This window comes from Pseudomonas inefficax, assembly GCF_032164165.1.
Lineage (GTDB): Bacteria > Pseudomonadota > Gammaproteobacteria > Pseudomonadales > Pseudomonadaceae > Aquipseudomonas > Aquipseudomonas inefficax.
Window position 1 is genome coordinate 1676378 of sequence record NZ_CP134401.1, and the last position, 19221, is coordinate 1695598.

At 64.5% G+C, this 19221-nt stretch carries 18 protein-coding genes and 1 pseudogene; 13 read left to right on the forward strand and 6 right to left on the reverse strand.

All coding sequences use genetic code 11. The annotated features are described in order from the left end of the window. Window positions 1-164 precede the first annotated feature (164 nt). Both RIN61_RS07525 and trmA read left to right on the forward strand, forming a co-directional pair. Window positions 165-1460: an NCS2 family permease gene (locus RIN61_RS07525; RefSeq protein WP_015271803.1), complete on the forward strand. Its 1296-nt coding sequence runs from the start codon at window positions 165-167 to the stop codon at window positions 1458-1460. Continuing rightward, entirely contained in the window at window positions 1457-2542 is a 1086-nt protein-coding gene (gene trmA, locus RIN61_RS07530) for a tRNA (uridine(54)-C5)-methyltransferase TrmA (RefSeq protein ID WP_112250126.1), read from the forward strand. Before RIN61_RS07525 ends, trmA begins: the two co-directional genes overlap by 4 nt. A 140-nt stretch (window positions 2543-2682) precedes the next feature. Here the strand turns inward: trmA and pcaG are convergent, their stop codons facing one another. Beyond that, the gene (gene pcaG / locus RIN61_RS07535; protein WP_015271805.1) at window positions 2683-3288 is read right to left on the reverse strand and encodes a protocatechuate 3,4-dioxygenase subunit alpha; all 606 of its coding nucleotides are present in this window, start codon (window positions 3286-3288) and stop codon (window positions 2683-2685) included. Window positions 3289-3298: 10 nt separating this feature from the next. After that, entirely contained in the window at window positions 3299-4018 is a 720-nt protein-coding gene (gene pcaH, locus RIN61_RS07540; RefSeq protein WP_003251597.1) for a protocatechuate 3,4-dioxygenase subunit beta, read from the reverse strand. Window positions 4019-4242: 224 nt separating this feature from the next. Here pcaH and ypfJ point away from each other — a divergent pair, with 224 nt between their 5' ends. From ypfJ to RIN61_RS26915, 3 genes and pseudogenes are all read left to right on the forward strand, one after another. Then, a complete protein-coding gene (ypfJ, locus tag RIN61_RS07545) occupies window positions 4243-5130 on the forward strand; it encodes a KPN_02809 family neutral zinc metallopeptidase (RefSeq protein WP_025340648.1) in 888 nt (295 codons plus the stop codon). A 469-nt stretch (window positions 5131-5599) separates the two neighbouring features. Next, window positions 5600-6529 (forward strand): annotated as a pseudogene (locus RIN61_RS26910) (methyl-accepting chemotaxis protein); the annotation flags it as partial. Further along, window positions 6521-7384: a methyl-accepting chemotaxis protein gene (locus RIN61_RS26915; protein WP_408003946.1), complete on the forward strand. Its 864-nt coding sequence runs from the start codon at window positions 6521-6523 to the stop codon at window positions 7382-7384. The pseudogene RIN61_RS26910 and the gene RIN61_RS26915, both read left to right, overlap by 9 nt. Window positions 7385-7501: 117 nt before the next feature. Here RIN61_RS26915 and ggt read toward each other — a convergent pair whose 3' ends face one another. The 3 genes from ggt to RIN61_RS07565 form a co-directional block, all read right to left on the reverse strand. Continuing rightward, entirely contained in the window at window positions 7502-9169 is a 1668-nt protein-coding gene (ggt, locus tag RIN61_RS07555) for a gamma-glutamyltransferase (RefSeq protein WP_215520845.1), read from the reverse strand. Window positions 9170-9286: 117 nt separating this feature from the next. Next, window positions 9287-10183, reverse strand: coding sequence for a LysR family transcriptional regulator (locus tag RIN61_RS07560; RefSeq protein ID WP_112250120.1), 897 nt, complete (start codon window positions 10181-10183; stop codon window positions 9287-9289). A 121-nt stretch (window positions 10184-10304) separates the two neighbouring features. After that, window positions 10305-10895 carry an NADPH:quinone oxidoreductase MdaB gene (locus RIN61_RS07565; RefSeq protein ID WP_112250118.1) on the reverse strand — a complete coding sequence of 197 codons (591 nt, stop codon included), beginning with the start codon at window positions 10893-10895 and terminating at the stop codon, window positions 10305-10307. A gap of 155 nt (window positions 10896-11050) precedes the next feature. Here RIN61_RS07565 and RIN61_RS07570 point away from each other — a divergent pair, with 155 nt between their 5' ends. Then, on the forward strand, window positions 11051-11365 hold the full coding sequence (locus tag RIN61_RS07570; protein WP_112250116.1) for a putative quinol monooxygenase: 315 nt from the start codon (window positions 11051-11053) through the stop codon (window positions 11363-11365). Here RIN61_RS07570 and RIN61_RS07575 read toward each other — a convergent pair. Further along, entirely contained in the window at window positions 11355-12119 is a 765-nt protein-coding gene (locus RIN61_RS07575; protein ID WP_313856511.1) for a sulfite exporter TauE/SafE family protein, read from the reverse strand. The two genes, RIN61_RS07570 and RIN61_RS07575, sit on opposite strands and share 11 nt — an antisense overlap. 77 nt (window positions 12120-12196) lie before the next feature. Between RIN61_RS07575 and RIN61_RS07580 the strand changes: the two genes are divergently transcribed. The 7 genes from RIN61_RS07580 to RIN61_RS07610 all read left to right on the forward strand — a co-directional run bounded on the left by RIN61_RS07580 (window position 12197) and on the right by RIN61_RS07610 (window position 19194). Next, the gene (locus RIN61_RS07580; protein WP_313856513.1) at window positions 12197-13078 is read left to right on the forward strand and encodes a LysR family transcriptional regulator; all 882 of its coding nucleotides are present in this window, start codon (window positions 12197-12199) and stop codon (window positions 13076-13078) included. Between the two features lie 280 nt (window positions 13079-13358). Then, window positions 13359-13964 carry a CDP-alcohol phosphatidyltransferase family protein gene (locus RIN61_RS07585; protein WP_313856516.1) on the forward strand — a complete coding sequence of 202 codons (606 nt, stop codon included), beginning with the start codon at window positions 13359-13361 and terminating at the stop codon, window positions 13962-13964. Window positions 13965-13994: 30 nt separating this feature from the next. After that, window positions 13995-15749: a bifunctional alpha/beta hydrolase/class I SAM-dependent methyltransferase gene (locus RIN61_RS07590; protein WP_112250108.1), complete on the forward strand. Its 1755-nt coding sequence runs from the start codon at window positions 13995-13997 to the stop codon at window positions 15747-15749. Further along, window positions 15750-17198 carry a phosphatase PAP2/dual specificity phosphatase family protein gene (locus RIN61_RS07595; protein WP_112250106.1) on the forward strand — a complete coding sequence of 483 codons (1449 nt, stop codon included), beginning with the start codon at window positions 15750-15752 and terminating at the stop codon, window positions 17196-17198. Beyond that, entirely contained in the window at window positions 17195-17626 is a 432-nt protein-coding gene (locus RIN61_RS07600; protein WP_112250104.1) for a hypothetical protein, read from the forward strand. Before RIN61_RS07595 ends, RIN61_RS07600 begins: the two co-directional genes overlap by 4 nt. A 10-nt stretch (window positions 17627-17636) precedes the next feature. Beyond that, window positions 17637-18260 (forward strand): lysophospholipid acyltransferase family protein, encoded by a 624-nt coding sequence (locus tag RIN61_RS07605; protein ID WP_025340660.1) that lies wholly within the window; start codon window positions 17637-17639, stop codon window positions 18258-18260. 1 nt (window position 18261) lies between these two features. Further along, on the forward strand, window positions 18262-19194 hold the full coding sequence (locus tag RIN61_RS07610; protein ID WP_112250102.1) for a phosphatidate cytidylyltransferase: 933 nt from the start codon (window positions 18262-18264) through the stop codon (window positions 19192-19194). The last annotated feature ends 27 nt before the right edge of the window (window positions 19195-19221 follow it).

A 19221-nucleotide genomic window follows, 5' to 3' on the forward strand; every position in this document is an offset into this window, starting at 1 on the left:
GGAAAAAATTACCATTCCCCAACGGCCATAGGCCCCCGCCAAGCATGCTGGTATGATGCGCGGCTTTTTTCCTCCCCACACAAAACCACGGCAACCGGTACGGTCTGTGCTTTGCTGATGGGGTCGATACATTCATGGCGCCGGGGGCGCCTTGGGGAGCGGGCATGCTGGAAAGGCTGTTTCAACTAAAAGCACACAACACCAATGTGCGCACCGAGATTCTCGCGGGCGTCACCACCTTCCTGGCCATGGCCTACATCCTGTTCGTCAACCCGAGCATCCTCGGCGAGACCGGCATGGACAAGGGCGCGATCTTCGTCGCCACCTGCCTGGCCGCGGCCATCGGCTCGGTGACCATGGGCCTGATCGCCAACTACCCGATCGCCCTGGCGCCGGGCATGGGCCTGAACGCGTTCTTCACCTACACCGTGGTCCTGCACATGGGCCACACCTGGCAGGTGGCACTGGGTGCGGTGTTCCTGTCGGCGGTGATGTTCTTCCTGCTGTCGATCTTCCGCATCCGCGAATGGATCGTGAACAGCATCCCGCTGCCGCTGCGTTCGGCCATTGCCGCGGGTATCGGCCTGTTCCTGGCATTGATCGCCCTGCATAACGCAGGCATCGTCGTCGATAACCCAGCCACCCTGGTGGGCCTGGGCGACCTCAAGCAGCCGGCACCGATCCTCGCCACCCTGGGCTTCTTCCTGATCGTCGGCCTCGAGTCGCTGAAAGTGCGCGGTGCCGTGCTGATCGGCATTCTCGCCGTAACCATCGCCTCGATCCTGATGGGCGTGACGCCCTTCGGCGGCGTGGTCTCGATGCCGCCATCGCTGGCCCCGACCTTCCTGCAGCTGGACATCGCCGGCGCGCTGGACGTGGGCCTGGTCAGCGTGATCTTCGCCTTCCTGTTCGTCGACCTGTTCGACAACTCCGGCACCCTGATCGGCGTGGCCAAGCGCGCCGGGCTGATGGGCAAGGACGGCCACATGCCGAAGATGGGCCGTGCCCTGATCGCCGACAGTACCGCAGCCATGGCCGGCTCCCTGCTGGGCACCTCGACCACCACCAGCTACATCGAATCCGCCGCGGGCGTAAGCGCCGGTGGCCGCACCGGCCTGACTGCCATCGTGGTCGCCGTGCTGTTCCTGCTGGCGCTGTTCTTCGCCCCGCTGGCCGGTAGCGTGCCGGCCTTCGCCACCGCCCCGGCGCTGCTGTTCGTCGCGGTGCTGATGGCCTCGGGCCTGGCAGAAATAAACTGGGACGACGTCACAGAAGCCGCACCGGTGGTAGTGACCGCCCTGGCCATGCCGCTGACCTACTCGATCGCCAACGGCATCGCCTTCGGTTTCATTTCCTGGACCGCCGTCAAGCTGATCTCCGGCCGCCATCGCGACCTGAACCCGGCCCTGGTGATCCTTTCCATCCTGTTCGTCATCAAGCTGGGCTGGTTCAACGCATGAGTGCTGCTTTCGACCCCTCCTCCTACACCACGCAGCTGGACGCCAAGGTGGCTCGGTTGCGCGAGCTGCTGGCACCGTTCGGCGCGCCGGAGCCGGCTGTTTTCGACTCGCCGCGCGAGCATTACCGCCTGCGCGCCGAGTTCCGCCTGTGGCGCGAGGATGGCCAGCGCCACTACGCCATGTTCGCCCCGGGCGAAAAGCACAAGGCGATCCTGATCGACGACTTCCCCATCGCCAGCCAGCGCATCAATGCACTGATGCCGCGCCTGAAGGCGGCCTGGCAGGCCAGCGAGGAGCTGGGCAACCGCCTGTTCCAGGTGGAGTTCCTGACCACTCTGGCCGGCGATGCCATGATCACCTTGTGCTACCACCGCCCGCTGGACGAGGCCTGGGAAACGGCCGCACGGCAGCTGGCCGAAGAGCTGGGCGTGAGCATCATCGGCCGCTCCAAGGGCAAGCGACTGGTCATCGGCCGTGACTACGCGGTGGAAAAACTCGACGTCGCTGGCCGTGTGTTCAGCTACCGCCAGCCGGAAGGCGCGTTCACCCAGCCCAACGGCGCAGTGAACCAGAAGATGCTGAGCTGGGCCTTCGAGGCGATTGGCGAGCGTGACGACGACCTGCTGGAGTTGTATTGCGGTAACGGCAACTTCACTCTGCCACTGGCCACTCGGGTGCGCCAGGTGCTGGCCACGGAAATCAGCAAGACCTCGGTCAATGCCGCGCTGAGCAACCTCGACGAGAACGCTGTGGATAACGTGCGGCTGGTGCGCCTGTCGGCAGAAGAGCTGACTCAGGCGCTGAATGAGGTGCGGCCGTTCCGTCGGCTGGAAGGCATCGACCTGAAGAGCTACGAGTTCGGTACGGTGTTCGTCGACCCGCCACGGGCGGGGATGGACCCGGATACCTGCGAGCTGACCCGGCGTTTCGAGCGGATCCTGTACATCTCGTGCAACCCGGAGACGCTGGCAGCGAACATTGCCCAGTTGCAGGATACGCACCGCATCGAGCGGTGTGCGTTGTTTGACCAGTTCCCGTATACCCACCATATGGAGAGTGGGGTGCTGCTGGTTCGGCGTTGACCTTCAGATCGCCGGGGCTGCTTTGCAGCCCATCGCCGGCAAGCCAGCTCCCACAGGTATTGCACAGGCCTTGAGGGCAGCGCGGTCGGTGTGGGAGCCGGCTTGCCGGCGATGGGCCGCAAAGCGGCCCCAGGCTTCACTCAGAAGTCGAAGAACACCGTCTCCCCTTCCCCCTGAATACGGATATCGAAGCGATACGCCGTCTTCCCGTCCACCTCGCAACGCTTGGCCACCAGGGTCTCGCGCCGCTGCGGCTGCTCGATCAGGTTGAGCACCGGGCACTTGGCATTGGCCTCGGCCTCGTCATCGAAATACAGCCGCGTATGCAGGTGGATGTTGATCCCCCGGGCGAACAGGCTGATGTTGATGTGCGGCGCCATCGGCACGCCCGCAGCGTTGTTCACCACACCGGGTTTGACCGTGTGCAGGGTCCACTCACCGGCATCGAAGGTGGTGGCGGTGCGGCCGAAGCTGTTGAAGGCGTTTTCCAGGTTGTAGGCGTCCTGATACTCGCCGTTGGCATCGGCTTGCCACACTTCCAGGAACGAATCGCGCACCAGGTGGCCGTTACCGTCATACACCTGGCCGATCAGCAGGATGTGCTCACCCGGCGCGTCCGGCTTGGCCAGGCGGTTCCAGATTTCCTGGTCGCGGGTCGGGTTGCCGGCCGCTTCCAGGGCCAGGCCGATGTGCACGTAGGGGCCGGCGGTCTGCGAAGGGGTTTCCGGCAGCAGTTCGATTGGCATGGCGGGGTCCTCAGCAGTTTTCGAAGTGGGTCTTGCGCTGGCCGCGCAGCACGATGTCGAAGCGGTAGGCCAGGCAGTCCATCGGGTTGGCGTTGCTCATGTCGAGCTTGGCGATCAACTGCTGCACGGCTTGCGGGTTGGCGATCGACTTGACGATCGGGCACATCGGGATCAGCGGGTCACCCTCGAAGTACAGCTGGGTGATCAGCTTGGTGGCGATCGACGGGCCGCTGATGGCGAAGTGGATGTGCGCCGGGCGCCAGTCGTTCGGGCCGTTGCGCCATGGGTAAGGGCCCGGCTTGATGGTGCGGAAGCTGTAGTAGCCATCACGGTCGGTCAGGCAACGGCCGACGCCACCGAAATTCGGGTCCAGCGGTGCCAGGTAGCGGTCATTCTTGTGACGGTAGCGGCCGCCGGCGTTGGCCTGCCACATTTCCACCAGGGTGTTCGGCACAGGCTTGCCGTACTGGTCGACCACACGGCCGGCGACGATGATGCGCTCGCCGATCGGCAAGCCGCCGTTGTTGAAGTTCAGCAGCAGGTCATGGTCATGGGCGCCGAAGCCCAGGTGGGAAAAGTCCGGGCCGGTGGTTTCGCTGATCGACTGCGGGATGCTGACCAGTGCCTGGCGTGGCGAGCGGGCAATGGACGTCTTGTAGTCAGGCGTAAGGGCTTTCGGGTGCCAGTTGCGATCACGGATCACGAAGCGGCTGTTGTCCTGGGCGGGCATGCCGGTTTCCTCTCTTGGAATTATGGAAATGCGAGGGGGGTCTTGAAACCCTGTCGCGGGCAAGCCCGCTCCCATATGCAGTTTCAGGCAGGTAACCCGCAATGAATATTGAATTCAGCCACAGTGAACATAACCATTTGGTTATGTATGAACACCTTGGCCTGACACTCGCCGCCGTCGTGGACTAATCTTTGTCTTCTTGTTTCACGCTCCGGAGAGCATTCATGGATTGGCGAAAAGGCCGACGCAGCGACAATGTGGTCGATGCCCGAGGCGAAGGTGGTGGCGGCGGCATGCGTTTCGGCGGCGGCAAGGGGCTGGGGCTTGGAGCGGTGCTGCTGATTGTCGGCATCGGCTGGCTCACCGGCCAGGACCCATTGCAGATTCTTGGCCAGCTCGCCGGCCAGATGGAGCAGCAACAACAGCAGGCACCCAGCAGCGCGGGCGGCAAGGCCCCGCCGGCCAACGACCAGCAGGCCGAGTTCGTCGCCTCGATCCTGGGCGACACCGAAGACACCTGGAAAGCCCTGTTCGCCGAGGGCGGCAAGCAGTACCGCGACCCCAAGCTGGTGCTGTTCAGCGGCCAGGTCAATTCGGCCTGTGGCTTTGCCTCGGCGGCGGTGGGGCCCTTCTACTGCCCGGCAGACCAGCGGGTCTACCTGGACATGTCGTTCTTCCGCGAAATGGAAACCCGCTTCGCCGCAGCCGGCGACTTTGCCCAGGCCTACGTGATTGCCCACGAAATCGGCCATCACGTACAGACCCTGCTGGGCGTGTCGGCCAAGGTCGATGCCGCGCGTCGTAGTGGCCAGCGCATGGAAGGCGACAATGGCCTGCTGGTGCGCCAAGAGCTGCAGGCCGACTGCCTGGCCGGGGTATGGGCCTACCAGGCGCAGAAGCGCCTGAACTGGCTGGAACCTGGCGACGTCGAAGAGGCGCTGAACGCGGCCAATGCCATTGGCGATGACCGCCTGCAGCAGCAAGGCCGCGGGCGCGTGGTACCAGACTCGTTCACCCACGGCACCTCGGCGCAACGGGTGCGCTGGTTCAAGGCCGGGTTTGCCGAGGGCGAAGTGAACCGCTGCGATACCTTCAGCGCGCGCAACCTTTGAATAGCTTCCAAAACGGACGCGATCCCTGTAGGAGCGGCTTTAGCCGCGAACACCGGCAAAGCCGGTGCCATCCACCGCGTCGCCTGCTTCGCGGGCACGCCCGCTCCCACAGGTAAATCGCTGCCCTTGAAGTTGGCGCTATCCCTGTGGGAGCGGGCATGCCCGCGAAGGGCTGCAGAGCAGCCCCAATCAAGCCAGTTACAAATCTGCTGAAAAAGCGTTTCAGCTTCCTCCATCACTGCCGATAACCCCTGCACGAATCAGCGGGCATCCAGAACAACAACGCCTGGCGATCGAAGATCAAGCGAGCGAAAACAACTTCTGGAGAGCGTGCATGAACAGCTGGTTCGCCAACATCAGCGTCAACCTCAAACTCGGCCTGGGCTTCGGCCTGGTACTGATCCTCACCGGCCTGCTGGCCCTGACCGGCTGGACCAGCCTGGGCAGCCTGATCGACCGCAGCAACTGGATGGGCGATATCGGCCAGCTCAACAAGGACCTGACCGACCTGCGCATTGCCCGCCTGCAGTACATGATCGCCAACGGCGACGATGCCGCCGCCGCCAACACCCAGACCAAACTGGACGCCTTCAGCAAGCAGCAGGCCTACCTGGCCAGCACCTTCAAGAGCCCGGAAAACATCAAGCTGCTGGGTGAACTGGGCGAGACCATCAGCGCCTACAAGGTGTCGCTGAACAAGATGCGCCAGGGCTACGACGCCACCCGCACTGCGCGCACGGCCATGGACGGCTCGGCCAGCCGTGCCGACCAGGCCATGGACGCCCTCAGCCAGGAAGTCATGGCACGCCCCGAAGCCGACAGCGTGCGCCTGGCCCAGTATCAGCTGATCAGCAAGGCCCGCCAGCAACTGCTGCAGGTACGCATCGACGTACGCGGCTACATTGCCGAAAACAGTGCTGCCAACGAACAGGCCGCCCTGCGCCAGCTGGACGCCGCGCTGGCCGAAATCGACAACCTCAAGCGCCAGCTGCCGGCCGAAGACACGCGCCTGCAACAGTTCGAAGGCTCGGTGCTGGCCTACCGTGACGCCGTGCGCCAGTTCCGCGATGCGGTCGCCAACATCACCACTGCGCGCGCCGAAATGACTGTACAAGGTGCCGACATCGTCAAGCGCAGCGACGCGCTGTACCAGATCCAGCTGCAGCGCCGCGACATCGAGAGCACCCAGGCCCGCAGCCTGCAGGCCATCGCCACGCTGCTGGCACTGCTGGTCGGCGTGCTGGCGGCAGTGCTGATCACCCGGCAGATCACCCGCCCGCTGCGCGACACCATGGTGGCAGTGGAAAAGATCGCCAGCGGCGACCTCACCCAGCACCTGCGCGTCACCCGCCGCGACGAACTGGGCGTGCTGCAACAAGGCATCGCCCGCATGGGCACCACTTTGCGCGAGCTGATCAGCGGCATCCGCGATGGCGTCACCCAGATCGCCAGCGCTGCCGAGGAACTTTCGGCGGTGACCGAGCAGACCAGCGCCGGCGCCAACAGCCAGAAGGTCGAGACCGACCAGGTGGCCACCGCCATGCATGAAATGGCCGCTACCGTTCAGGAAGTGGCGCGCAATGCCGAACAGGCTTCACATGCCGCCACCGGCGCCGATGACGAAGCCCGTGCCGGCGACCGCGTGGTGGGCGAAGCCATTGGCCAGATCGAGCGCCTGGCCGAGGACATGCACCGCTCCACCGAAGCCATGAACCTGCTGCAGCAGGAAAGCCAGAAGATCGGCAGCGTGATGGACGTGATCAAGTCGGTGGCCGAACAGACCAACCTGCTGGCGCTGAACGCAGCGATCGAGGCGGCGCGTGCCGGCGAGGCCGGCCGTGGTTTTGCCGTGGTCGCCGATGAAGTGCGCGGCCTGGCCCAGCGCACACAGAAATCCACCGAAGAGATCGAAGAACTGATCGCCAGCCTGCAGCATGGCACCCAGCAAGTGGCTACGGCCATGCACGGCAGCCGTACCCTGACCGACAGCAGCGTCGAGCTGGCGCGCAAGGCCGGGGCTTCGCTGGAGAGCATCACCAGCACGGTGTCGAGCATCCAGTCGATGAACCAGCAGATTGCCGCGGCGGCAGAGCAGCAGAGTGCGGTGGCGGAGGAAATCAGCCGCAGCATCCTGAATGTGCGCGATGTGTCGGAGCAGACGGCGGCGGCCAGTGACGAGACGGCGGCGTCCAGCGTGGAGCTGGCGCGGTTGGGGGGGCAGTTGCAGACGTTGGTCAGCCAGTTCCGCGTCTGACCGATAGATAGGATTCGCGGGTAAACCCGCTCCCACAGGTACAGTGCAAGTTTCGAAGGCTGCACCAATCCTGTGGGAGCGGGTTTACCCGCGAATGCGTCTGCACTGCCTATACAATCATTTGACGATCATCCCTACCCCACGCCCACGCGGATCCGAAGCGGTCTCCAGCTTCGTCCCATCAACCCGGATCGCCTGGATATCCCCCATCTCCCAGCCCTGGTCCTCCAGCACATAGCCCATCTTCTTCAGTTCATCAGCCACCGGCCCGGTCAGCGGCGCATAGCTGTCGAAGTAGATGGTGTCCTTGGGCAGCAACTGATGGTGCACGCGCTGCGCCGCCACCGCCTTGTCCAGCGGCATGTCGTAGTCGTACAGGTTGTTCATCACCTGGAAGATCGAGGTGAAGATCCGCGAGCCACCCGGGGTACCGATGACCAGCTCGACCTTGCCATCACGGGTCATCAGGCTGGGGCTCATGGACGACAGCATGCGCTTGCCCGGGGCGATGGCATTGGCATCGCCGCCAACCACACCAAAGGCGTTCGCCGCCCCCGGCTTGGCGCTGAAATCGTCCATCTCGTCGTTGAGCAGGAAGCCGGCGCCTTTCACCACCACACCACTGCCGTAATCGAGGTTGAGGGTGTAGGTGTTGCTGACCGCATTGCCCTGCTTGTCGACGATCGAGAAGTGCGTGGTCTGGTGCGGTTCCAGGCCCGGCTTGACCTTGTCGGTGTCGGAAATGGCCTTCGGGTTGACCTGCGCGGCGCGCTTGGCCAGGTAGTCCTTGGCCACCAGCTGATCCACCGGCACTTTGGTAAAGGCCGGGTCGCCAAGGTAGTCGGCGCGGTCGGCGAACACGCGCTTCTCGATCTCGGCCAACAGGTGTATGTACTGCGCCGAGTTGTGCGCCACACCCTTGAAGTCCGCCGCGCGGTTTTCCTTGATGCCCAGCAGCTGGGCCAGGGCGACGCCACCGGAGCTTGGCGGTGGCGCGGTATACACCACGTTGCCACGCCAGCTCACGGCCATCGGCTCACGCCAAACGGCCTTGTAGTCCTTGAGGTCCTGTTTGGTGATCAGGCCCTTGTCGGCCTGCATCTGCGCCACCAGCAGGTCGGCGGTCTTGCCCTGGTAGAACTCGCTCACGCCCTTGTCGGCGATGCGTTCCAGGGTCTGGGCCATTTCCGGTTGCTTGAACAGCTCGCCGACCTTCATGTTGCCGAAGTAGTCGTTGAAATTGGTCGCGGTCTTGTACATGCCCTGGGCATCGTTGCGGTACTGGTACTGCTTTGCGGCCACCTTGAAGCCGTTTTTCGCATAGCCGATGGCCGGGGTCAGCAGCTCGCTCCAGGGCAGCTTGCCGAACTTCTGGTGCGCCTCCCACAACCCCATCACCGTGCCCGGTACGCCAGCAGCGCGTGCCCCGACCAGGCTGAGGTTCTCGATGACCTCACCCTTTTCGTCCAGGTACATGTTGCGCGTGGCGGCCTGGGGCGCGACTTCGCGGTAGTCGAGGAAGTAGGGTTTGCCGTCGACGAACAGGGTCATGAACCCGCCACCGCCGATGTTGCCAGCCTCGGGATAGGTCACCGCCAGGGTGAATGCCGTAGCCACTGCCGCATCCACCGCGTTGCCGCCTTTCTTGAGGATGTCGGCGGCCACCTGTGCACCATATTGATCGGGGGCGGCTACTGCGCCGCCCTCAAGGTTGGCGGCATGAACCGAGGAACAGCTCAGGATCGCGGCTGCGAGAGCCAGGTACTGGAACGGAGCAATACGCATGACACTTCCTTGGTGTTGTTTTTGTTGAGCAGTCAGTAAGGCCGAAGCGTTCCGACTGTGCAAACAACCGCAGGAAGTTTCGCCGCCTGTGGACAGGATCTGTCGCGTTCAGGCAACTCAGCTGGCGTACATCGCCAGCTTGCGCTGAATGAAATCGAGGAAGCACTGGATACGCAGCGCCAGCTGGGTGTTGCGGTAGTACACCGCATGGATCGGCTGGCGGTAGCCGTTGTTGGCTTCGCTCAGCAGCACTTGCAGGCGCCCGGTGCGGATGTCCTCGTGGGTCATGAAGTGCGACAGGCTGACGATGCCCTCGCCGGCCAGCGCCAGTTGGCGCAAGGTCTCGCCGCTGGAGGCGATCAGCGACGGGCGGATGCTCCAGCGGTCACCTTGGGCATGGCGCAATGGCCAGTGGTTGAGCGATTCGGGCTGGCTGAAGCCGAGCAGGCAGTGCTTGGCCAGGTCCTCGACCCGCTGCGGCGTGCCGTGCTGCTCGAGGTAGGCCGGGCTGGCCAGCACCTGTACCGGGCTGCACCCCAGGCTGCGCGCGTGCAGGCTGGAGTCGGCCAGTTCACCGATGCGGATCGCCACATCGGTGCTCTGCTCGAGCAGGTCGATGATCAGGTCGTCGGTATTGAGTTCCAGTTCGATGCCAGGGTATTGACGGCGGAATTCGCCGATCCACGGCAGGATGGCATGCAGCATGAACGGCGCGGCGGCGTTGATGCGCAGGCGCCCGGTAGGGGTCTGGCGGTTCATCGACAGGCGCTCTTCCATCTCGTCCATCTGCTCCAGGATCAACCGCGCGCGTTCGAGGAAGAAGCGGCCCTCCTCGGTCAGGTCCATGCGCCGGGTGGTACGGTTGACCAGCGTGGTGCCCAGCTTGCCTTCAAGACGCGACAGGGTACGACTGACGGCGGACGGGGTCTGGCCCATCTGCTCGGCAGCAGCGGAGATCGAGCCGCAGTCGATGACGGCGACGAATACCTGCAGTTCTTCGGATCGGGTTTTCACATCTGCGCCTGTGGTTGGTCTCTGCTGGGATTAGATAGCCGGTTGTCGAGGCCAAGTCCAGCGGTGCTTGTACGGGCCTCTTCGCGGGTGAACCCGCGAAGAGGCCAGCCCAGGAAAAACCTTACTGCGCCTTGCCGAACACCTTGTCCAGATGCGCCTCATAGGCCGCCAAAGCAGCCGGCACATCGGGCCGCTTCATCACATCCACCGCCAAGAAAGTCGGCAGCCCGGTCATGCCAAGGAACTGGTTGGCCTTGTGGAACGGGAAGTACACCGCGTCCACCCCCTTGCCCTCGAAGAAGTCGCTCGGGTCGTCGAATGCCTGCTGCGGCGCATTCCAGGTCAGCGAAAGCATGTACTGCTTGCCATGCACCAGGCCACCGCTGCCGTACTTCTGCGAATGGTCCGCACGGGTACGGCCGTCGTTGGCATACAGGCTGCCGTGGCCTGCGGTGAATACGTCATCGATATATTTCTTCACAGTCCATGGCGCGCCCATCCACCAGCCGGGCATCTGGTAGATGACCACATCGGCCCAGAGGAACTTCTCAACCTCTTCCCTGGCGTCGTAGCCGCCGTCGATGAAGGTTTGCCGCACATCGAACCCCGCCCGGTCCAGGTGAGCGATGGCCGCTTCGTGCAAGGTCGCGTTTAGGCGACCATCAGAGTGAGCGAACTGTTTACCACCGTTGAGCAAAAGGATCTTCTTCATGCGGGCCTCCGGAAAATTCAGGCCAGCAGGTTAGGAGCTCGCGGGCGCGGGATACAGTAATGCATGGGCAAAATACAATTAACCTGAAGTCACGAATAAATAACCCATTATTGCCTTAGAATCGTATCACCCTCCCCATCACCGAGTAGCGATCCATGAGTGAGCAGTACGCCTTCATCCTCAAAGCCAAGACCCGCCCGGAAATGGCTGAAGCGTTCGAAACCCTGTTCCGCGCCTACGTCGAACCAAGCCGCCAGGAGCCGGGCTGCATCGAGTACCACATGCTGCGCGACAAGCAGGACCCGAGCCTGTTCGTGTTCTTCGAGGTCTGGGCCGACAAGGCCGCGCTGGATGTGCATTCGGCCCTGCCGCACATGACCGCGTTCTTCGAAAAACGCATGGACTACCTGGAACGCGACTTCGACATTCAGATGATCGACATGCTCAGCGTATCAAGCGCTAACCGCTGATCAGCAAATGGCCGCCGAGTGCGGCCAGGCCGATGAAGAAGCAGCGTTTGAAGAGCAGCGCGCTGATGCGCTGACGCAGCCACTGGCCGGCCAGCATGCCGAGCAAGGCCGGCGCCAGCATCAGCAGCGAAGCACCCAGTGCCTGGCCACCCAGGGCATCCTGCCCGGCCAGGCCAACGGCCAAGGCCAGGGTCGAAACCGTGAACGACAGGCCCAGGGCCTGGATCATCTGTTCCCGGCTCAAACCCAAGCTCAGCAGGTAGGGCACCGCCGGTATCACGAATACCCCGGTCGCCGCCGTGACCACGCCCGTAACCAGCCCGCAAAGCGGCCCCGACCAACGCTCCCGCCCGGGTGCCAGGCGCAAGCCCGGGCCGACCAGCCCGTACAGCGCATACACCACCAAGGCCGCGCCCAGTGCATGTACGGCCCAAGGGCCGCTGTTGATCCCCAGCCAGGTACTGCCCAGCAAGGTACCGACGAAGATCATCGCCAGCATTGGCCACAGGCGCACCAGCAACCCCCGCAGGTGCCCACCGCTGGCCAGCTGCCACAGGTTGGTGAGGGTCGACGGCACGATCAGCAATGCCGCAGCCTGCGCCGGTGACATAGCCAGGCCCAACAGGCCCATGGCGATGGTCGGCAGGCCGAGGCCGATCACCCCCTTCACCGCACCGGCCAGCAGGAAGGTCAGTACCACCAGCAGCGACAGCGCTGGGCCAATGTTCTGGTAGAAAGCGAGCAAGGTGTTCATGGGCCGATGATGGCGTGCGCCGGCCGGGGTGAAAATCTGCCATATACTCAGCCAGACTCTTGCCAGGACAGAGCCACATGCATTTCGACCTGATCGACCTCAGGCTGTTCCAGCACACCCTGGAGTGCGGCAACATCACCGCCGGTGCCAGCCGCAGCCATCTGTCGCTGGCAGCAGCCAGTGCGCGCATCCGCGCCATGGGGGCATCGCTGGGCATCCCTTTGCTGGAACGCAACCGCCGTGGCGTACAAGCAACTCCGGCCGGCCAGGCACTGCTACAGCATGCCCGGCTGATAACGCAGCAGGCCGAGCGCCTGCAGTTCGACCTGAGCCAGTACGCGCAAGGGCAGCAGGGCCAGGTGCGCCTGCTGTGCAACACGGCCGCGCTCACGGAGTACCTGCCGGAACTGTTGGCCAGCTATCTGGCTGAAAACCCCGGAGTCAGCGTGGATGTGCAAGAGTTGCCGAGCCTGCGCATCGTGCAGTCGATTACCCAAGGCATGGCAGACCTGGGCATCGTTTCGACCGCCGCACCCAGCGCGCACCTGCAGACCCGGCCGTTTCGCGAAGACCCGTTGGTGTTGGTAACGCCGCTGCGCCACCCGCTGGCCAGTGAGGTCGCGCCGAGCTTTATCGATAGCCTGGCCCATGGCTATGTCGGCCTGGGAGCCGGCAGTGCATTGGCGTTGTACCTGGAAGAGCAGGCGCTGCGCGAGGGGCGGCGCATGCGGGTTCGGGTACGTGCCGAAGGGTTCGATGGCGTGATCCGCATGGTTGCGGGCGGAGCCGGAGTGGGGATTGTGCCGCTGGCTGCAGTGAAGCGTTGGCAAGGGGTGTTGCCGTTGCACTGGGTGGCGCTGAGGGAACCATGGGCCAATCGCCGGTTGCTGGTGTGTGCACGCGATTTTGCAGCACTGCCGGGGTATGCCGCAGGGTTGGTAACCGCCCTCACCCGCTGACTGAGTGGATGGCACGGGCTTCGCCCGTGTTCGCGGGTGAGCCCGCCCCACAGGATATGTGATATCTCTCGGATGGGCGCTGTGCCTGTGGGAGCGGGCAAGCCCGCGAAGCAGCCACCGCGATGGATGGCACGGGCTTCGCCCGTGTTCGCGGGCGGGCCCGCTCCCACAGGATATGTAATATCTCTCGAGTAGACGCGGTGCCTGTGGGAGCGGGTTTACCCGCGAAGAAGGCTCGCACACAATGGCGCCATAACGACCCACCGAAAAGGACCTTCCAGTGGCATCGATCTACCAGCTCAAACCGCGCTTCCAGGCCCTGCTCCGCCCTGCTGTGCAGCGCCTCCACGACCGCGGTATCACCGCCAACCAGGTCACCGTCGCCGCAGCCCTGCTGTCAGTCCTGCTGGGCCTGCTGCTGGCTGCCCTGCCGCATCTCACCTGGTTGTTCATCCTGGTGCCGGTCTGGATGCTGCTGCGCATGGCATTGAACGCCGTCGACGGCATGCTCGCCAGGGAGTTCGGCCAGCAATCCACCCTCGGCGCCTACCTCAACGAGCTGTGCGACGTGATCGCCGATGCCGCGCTGTACCTGCCCTTTGCCCTGCTGGCCGGTGTATCGCCAACCTTGATCGTCCTCGTGGTGCTCAGCGCCACCTTCAGCGAATACGCCGGTGTCATGGGCCCGCTGGCCGGCGCCTCACGGCGCTACGACGGCCCCATGGGCAAGAGCGACCGGGCGTTCGCTTTCGGCGTGCTGGGTACCGGTGTTGCCTTCGGCCTGCTGAGCGGCGCCTGGATCAACGGCTTGTTGCTGGTCATCCTCGCACTCTCGCTCTATACCCTCTACAACCGGGTTCGCCAGGGGCTGGCCGAAACCCGCTGAGCCCACTGCCGTCGTAAAAGGATGTCGACCATGCGCCAAGCGCAAGCGCTGCACTTCTCCACCCATGACGGCGTCGAGCTGCACTACCGTCACTGGCCTGCCACCCGTAACCAACACCAGCCACGCCGGGCCGTGGTGATGTTCCACCGCGGCCACGAACACGGCGGGCGCATGGCCCACCTGGCCGATGAGCTGGACATGCCAGGCTACGATTTCTTCGCCTGGGATGCCCGCGGCCACGGCCAGTCGCCGGGCGCGCGCGGCGACAGCCCGGGCTTCGCCACCAGCGTGCGCGATGTGCAGACCTTCATCGAGCACATCCAGGCCTGCCATGGCATCGCCGAACAGGACCTGGTAGTGCTGGCGCAGAGCGTCGGGGCCGTGCTGGTCGCCACCTGGGCCCACGACTACGCACCCAAGGTGCGCTGCCTGGTGCTGGCCTCGCCAGCGTTCAAGGTCAAACTGTACGTGCCATTTGCCCGCCCTGGCCTGAGGCTGCTGAAGGCGTTGCGCGGCAACTTCTTCGTCAACAGCTACGTCAAGCCTCGCCTGCTCACCCACGACCCCGAACGGGTCATGTCGTACGTGGCCGACCCGCTGATCAGCCGGCCGATTTCGGTGACCATGCTGCTGGGTCTGTACGAAGCCGCCGACCGGGTGGTAGCGGATGCCCAGGCCATCCAGCTACCGACGCAGTTGCTGGTGTCCGGTGCCGACTTCGTGGTCGAACGCCAGCCGCAGGAACGCTTCTTCGAACGCCTGGGCAGTGCGCGCAAGGAAATGCACATCCTGCCAGGCTTCTTCCACGACACCCTGGGCGAGCGTGATCGGGCCCATGCCTTGCGGCGCATCGAGCGGTTCGTCGAGCATTGCTTCGCCAGCCCCGCAGCCCTGCCGTCACTGCTCGATGCCGACAAGACCGGCGCCAGCTGCGCCGAGGCCGAAAGCCTGGCCGCACCGCTACCGCGCAACTCGCCCCGCGACCTTTACTGGCGCGCTACCCGCGCCGGCCTGCGCCTGGGCAAGGGGCTGTCCGAAGGCGTCAAGCTGGGTTTCGACACAGGTTTCGACTCCGGCAGCACCCTCGACTACGTATATCGTAACCAGGCGACCGGCAAGGGCAAGCTCGGCCACCTGGTCGACCGGAACTATCTTGATGCCATCGGCTGGCGTGGCATTCGCCAGCGCAAGCTGCACGTCGAAGAGCTGCTGCGCCTGGCCATCGCCCGCCTGCGCGAACAGCAACGACCAGTGCACATCGTCGATATCGCCGCCGGCCATGGCCGCTACATCCTCGAAGCCCTGCAAGAGCTGGAGCAACTGCCTGACTCGATCCTGCTGCGCGACTACAGCGAGCTGAACGTGCAGCAAGGCAGCGCGCTGATCGCGGAAAAAGGCCTGGCTGACATCGCCCGCTTCGTCCAGGGCGACGCTTTCGACCGCCAGAGCCTGGCCACGCTGGAGCAACCGCCTACCCTCGCTGTGGTCTCCGGCCTGTACGAACTGTTCGCCAGCAACCAGCTGGTGGGCAACTCGCTGGCCGGCCTGGCCGACGCGGTGGAAGATGGCGGCTACCTGGTCTACACCGGCCAGCCGTGGCACCCGCAACTGGAAATGATCGCCCGCGCCCTCACCAGCCACCGCGGCGGCGAAGCCTGGGTGATGCGTCGGCGTAGCCAGGCCGAAATGGACCAGCTGGTAGAGGCGGCGGGGTTTCGCAAGCTGGCCCAGCGCATCGATGAATGGGGCATTTTCAGTGTCAGCCTGGCACAACGGGTGCGTTGAATGAGCCCATCACGCGAGCCCCGGCTGATCCGCCGGGGCGTGTTCTGGCTTCTGTTGCTGGGGCCGCTGTTTTTCCTCAGCTACGGGCTGGCGAACAACCACACCGCCGGGCGCAGTGATGTCGGCAGCCTGGTGTTCGGCTGGGAAAGCCGCATGCCGTTGTGGCCGTGGACGATCATCCCGTACTGGTCGATCGACCTGCTCTACGGCTTGTCCTTCCTGCTGCCGCGCACGCGCCAGGAAATGGACCGGCACGCGCTGGCGTTGCTGACCGCGCAGCTGATCAGCGTCAGCTGCTTCCTGCTCTGGCCGCTGCGCTTCACCTTCGAGCGGCCGGAGCTGGGCGGTGTGTTCGGCTGGATGTTCGATGTGCTGATGGGCTTCGACAAGCCGTTCAACCAGGCGCCTTCGCTGCATATTGCCCTGCTGGTGATCATCTGGACGATGTTTGCCCGGCACGTGCAGCGCCAGCCCTGGCGTTGGCTGATGCATGGCTGGATGGCACTGATCGGGGTGTCGGTGCTGACCACCTGGCAGCACCATTTCATCGATGTGCCGACAGGGGCATTGGCGGGGTTCGTCTGCGTCTGGTTGTGGCCACATCGTGGGCAGTTGCCCTGGCAGCAGGTGCGCCTTGCACGGGATGCCAAGCGTTGGCGGTTGGCGTCGTTCTACGCAGTGGGGGGGCTGCTGTGCGCAGTGCCTGCCGTTGCGTTGGGCGGTGCCTGGCTGTGGTTGACCTGGCCGGCCGTGTCGCTGGCTTTGGTGGCGCTGAACTATGGTGTGCTCGGTGCAGGCGGGTTTCAGAAAGGCGCCGATGGGCGCTTGTCCAATGCAGCCAGCTGGCTGCTGGCGCCGTACCTGGTAGGGGCGTGGGTCAACTCGCGGTTGTGGACCTGGCGGCACCCCCAGGCGGATGAAGTGTGTGATGGCGTCTACCTTGGGCGGATTCCAGGGCGTGGCGTGCGGTTCGCTGCGGTGGTCGATTTGTGTGCGGAGCTACCGTGTCATGTTAAGGACAGCGCGGACAATTGTAGGAGCGGCCTTGTGTCGCGAAAGGGCTGCGAAGCGGCCCCAGGTTTTCAGCTTCGCAGCAGAGATTGCTGGGGCCGCTTCGCAGCCCTTTCGCGACACAAGGCCGCTCCTACAAAGGTCGCGTCCGCCGTTGGTTATGCATGTTTTCCTACCTTGGACCTGATCGCCCCGGAAAGCCCATTGCTGCACCAGGCCGCCGCCGCCATCGAACGCCTGCGCTCCCAAGGCCCGGTGCTGGTCTGCTGCGCGCTGGGCTATTCGCGCAGCGCCAGCGCCGTGGCCGCCTGGCTGGTGCTCACGGGCCGCTGCAGTGATGCTCGCCAGGCCGAAGCGCTGATCCGCAAGGCCCGCCCCGGCGTGGTCCTGCACAGCGCGCACCGCCAGGCCTTGCAACAGCCAGGGGCACAACCATGACCCTGCACTTGGTGGCCAGCCTGCTGGGCCGTGGCAAGCAGCTGGAACGCCTGTCGGACAGCCTCACCCTGCTGGCCCTGGCCTACGGCCTGGCGCCCTTGCTGGGAGCCCAGCTGCAACCAATGGCCAGCCTGCTATGCGTTGTGCTGCTGGTACTAGGCGTGCTGCACAAGTACTGGGCCATCCGCGTGGCCCTGGATGCCGAACTGTTCGCCCGCCTCGCCGCCAGCCGCGACCTGGCAGCGGACACCCAGGCCCTGGATCGCGCCCTGTTCGAGCTGAAGCTCAAACCGCAGGCCACCGATTCCCGCGCCTGGCCTGCACGCAGCCAGGCCGCGCTGGCCCTGCTGCGACGCCAGGCAGTGTGCCTGGGCCTGCAGCTGTCGCTGGCCCTGACTACCCTGCTGACACTGCCTTTGAAGGGATGACTACCGATCCATGCTCGCCAACCTGACCGCCTACCTCATCACATCCGCCGCCCGCCTGATCACCGGCGCCCGCGCCCTGTGGCTGGGCTGTACGCCGCTGCCGGTGCAGCGCCTGTACTTCGCCAACCACAGCAGCCATGGCGACTTCGTACTGCTATGGGCCTCGCTGCCGCAGCCGCTGCGCAAGCGTACCCGTCCGGTAGCCGGTGCCGACTATTGGGCCAAACCGGGCATTCGCGATTTTCTCATCCGCAAGGTCTTCAATGGTGTGCTGATCAACCGGCAGCACAGCGCCGGCCAGGGCAGCCCGTTGCAGCCGATCCTCGAAGCCGTGGCCCAGGGCGACTCGCTGATCTTCTTCCCGGAGGGCACCCGCAACCTCGGCGACGAGCCGCTGATGCCGTTCAGGAGCGGGCTGTATCACCTGGCAGCCGCCAACCCCGAAGTCGAGCTGGTGCCGGTGTGGATCGCCAACCTCAACCGAGTGATGCCCAAGGGTCGCGCGCTGCCGTTACCTTTGTTGTGCACATTGAGCTTTGGCGAGCCACTGCACCTGCAGGCGGATGAAAGCAAGCAAGCCTTTCTCGAGCGGGCCAGCCAGGCCCTGCTGAACCTGGCCCCCAAGGATGCCTGAGATGGACGACAACACCCTTTCCCTGTTCGCCGGCATCGGCGCCCTGCTGCTGCTCGCCAGCGTGATCGGCCGCCTGCTCAAATGGCGCGCCGGCCCGGCACCGCACGCGGTGATCGACAACCTCAACGCCCGCATCAACGCCTGGTGGGTGATGGTGCTGGTGATCGGCATCGCCTTCCTGTTCGGCAAGTACGGCGTGATCGTGCTGTTCTACGGCGTATCGTTCTATGCCCTGCGCGAGTTCATGACCCTCACCCCGACCCGGCGCAGCGACTACCCGGCGCTGGTGGCGGCGTTCTATGTGGCACTACCGGTGCAGTACGTGCTGATCGCCATGGACTGGTACGGGCTGTTCAGCATCTTCATCCCGGTGTACCTGTTCCTGCTGCTGCCGATCCTGGCCAGTTTCGGCGGCGACACCACGCGCTTTCTCGAGCGCGCCTCGAAGGTGCAGTGGGGGTTGATGATCGCGGTGTACTGCGTGTCGTCGGTACCGGCATTGATGACCTTGGACATCCCGGGTTACGAGGGCCGCAACCTGCTGCTGATCGCCTGGCTGATCCTGGTGGTGCAGATCAGCGACGTGCTGCAGTACGTGTGCGGCAAGCTGTTCGGCAAGCACAAGGTGGCACCCAACCTGTCGCCATCCAAGACCATTGAAGGCCTGGCCGGCGGCGTGGCGCTGGCCACCCTGATCGGGGCCCTGCTGTGCTGGATCACCCCGTTCACCTTCTGGCAGGCCGCACTGATGGCCTTGGCGGTGAACGCCATGGGCTTCTTCGGCGGGTTGGTGATGTCGGCGATCAAGCGCGACCGCGGGGTGAAGGACTGGGGGCACATGATCGAAGGCCACGGCGGCATGCTCGACCGCATGGATTCGGTGTGCTTTGCCGCGCCGGTGTTTTTCCATTTTGTGCGGTATTGGTGGGCGTAGTCTTACCCCCCAGGCGTATACGCGCTT

What these genes read in the sequence shown, in the direction of transcription:
- RIN61_RS07525 (WP_015271803.1), top strand. Translation starts at nt 165, where the DNA reads ATGCTGGAAAGGCTGTTTCAACTAAAAGCACACAACACCAATGTGCGC.
- trmA (WP_112250126.1), top strand. Translation starts at nt 1,457, where the DNA reads ATGAGTGCTGCTTTCGACCCCTCCTCCTACACCACGCAGCTGGACGCC.
- pcaG (WP_015271805.1), bottom strand. Translation starts at nt 3,288, where the DNA reads ATGCCAATCGAACTGCTGCCGGAAACCCCTTCGCAGACCGCCGGCCCC.
- pcaH (WP_003251597.1), bottom strand. Translation starts at nt 4,018, where the DNA reads ATGCCCGCCCAGGACAACAGCCGCTTCGTGATCCGTGATCGCAACTGG.
- ypfJ (WP_025340648.1), top strand. Translation starts at nt 4,243, where the DNA reads ATGGATTGGCGAAAAGGCCGACGCAGCGACAATGTGGTCGATGCCCGA.
- RIN61_RS26915 (WP_408003946.1), top strand. Translation starts at nt 6,521, where the DNA reads ATGGGCACCACTTTGCGCGAGCTGATCAGCGGCATCCGCGATGGCGTC.
- ggt (WP_215520845.1), bottom strand. Translation starts at nt 9,169, where the DNA reads ATGCGTATTGCTCCGTTCCAGTACCTGGCTCTCGCAGCCGCGATCCTG.
- RIN61_RS07565 (WP_112250118.1), bottom strand. Translation starts at nt 10,895, where the DNA reads ATGAAGAAGATCCTTTTGCTCAACGGTGGTAAACAGTTCGCTCACTCT.
- RIN61_RS07570 (WP_112250116.1), top strand. Translation starts at nt 11,051, where the DNA reads ATGAGTGAGCAGTACGCCTTCATCCTCAAAGCCAAGACCCGCCCGGAA.
- RIN61_RS07575 (WP_313856511.1), bottom strand. Translation starts at nt 12,119, where the DNA reads ATGAACACCTTGCTCGCTTTCTACCAGAACATTGGCCCAGCGCTGTCG.
- RIN61_RS07580 (WP_313856513.1), top strand. Translation starts at nt 12,197, where the DNA reads ATGCATTTCGACCTGATCGACCTCAGGCTGTTCCAGCACACCCTGGAG.
- RIN61_RS07590 (WP_112250108.1), top strand. Translation starts at nt 13,995, where the DNA reads ATGCGCCAAGCGCAAGCGCTGCACTTCTCCACCCATGACGGCGTCGAG.
- RIN61_RS07595 (WP_112250106.1), top strand. Translation starts at nt 15,750, where the DNA reads ATGAGCCCATCACGCGAGCCCCGGCTGATCCGCCGGGGCGTGTTCTGG.
- RIN61_RS07600 (WP_112250104.1), top strand. Translation starts at nt 17,195, where the DNA reads ATGACCCTGCACTTGGTGGCCAGCCTGCTGGGCCGTGGCAAGCAGCTG.
- RIN61_RS07605 (WP_025340660.1), top strand. Translation starts at nt 17,637, where the DNA reads ATGCTCGCCAACCTGACCGCCTACCTCATCACATCCGCCGCCCGCCTG.
- RIN61_RS07610 (WP_112250102.1), top strand. Translation starts at nt 18,262, where the DNA reads ATGGACGACAACACCCTTTCCCTGTTCGCCGGCATCGGCGCCCTGCTG.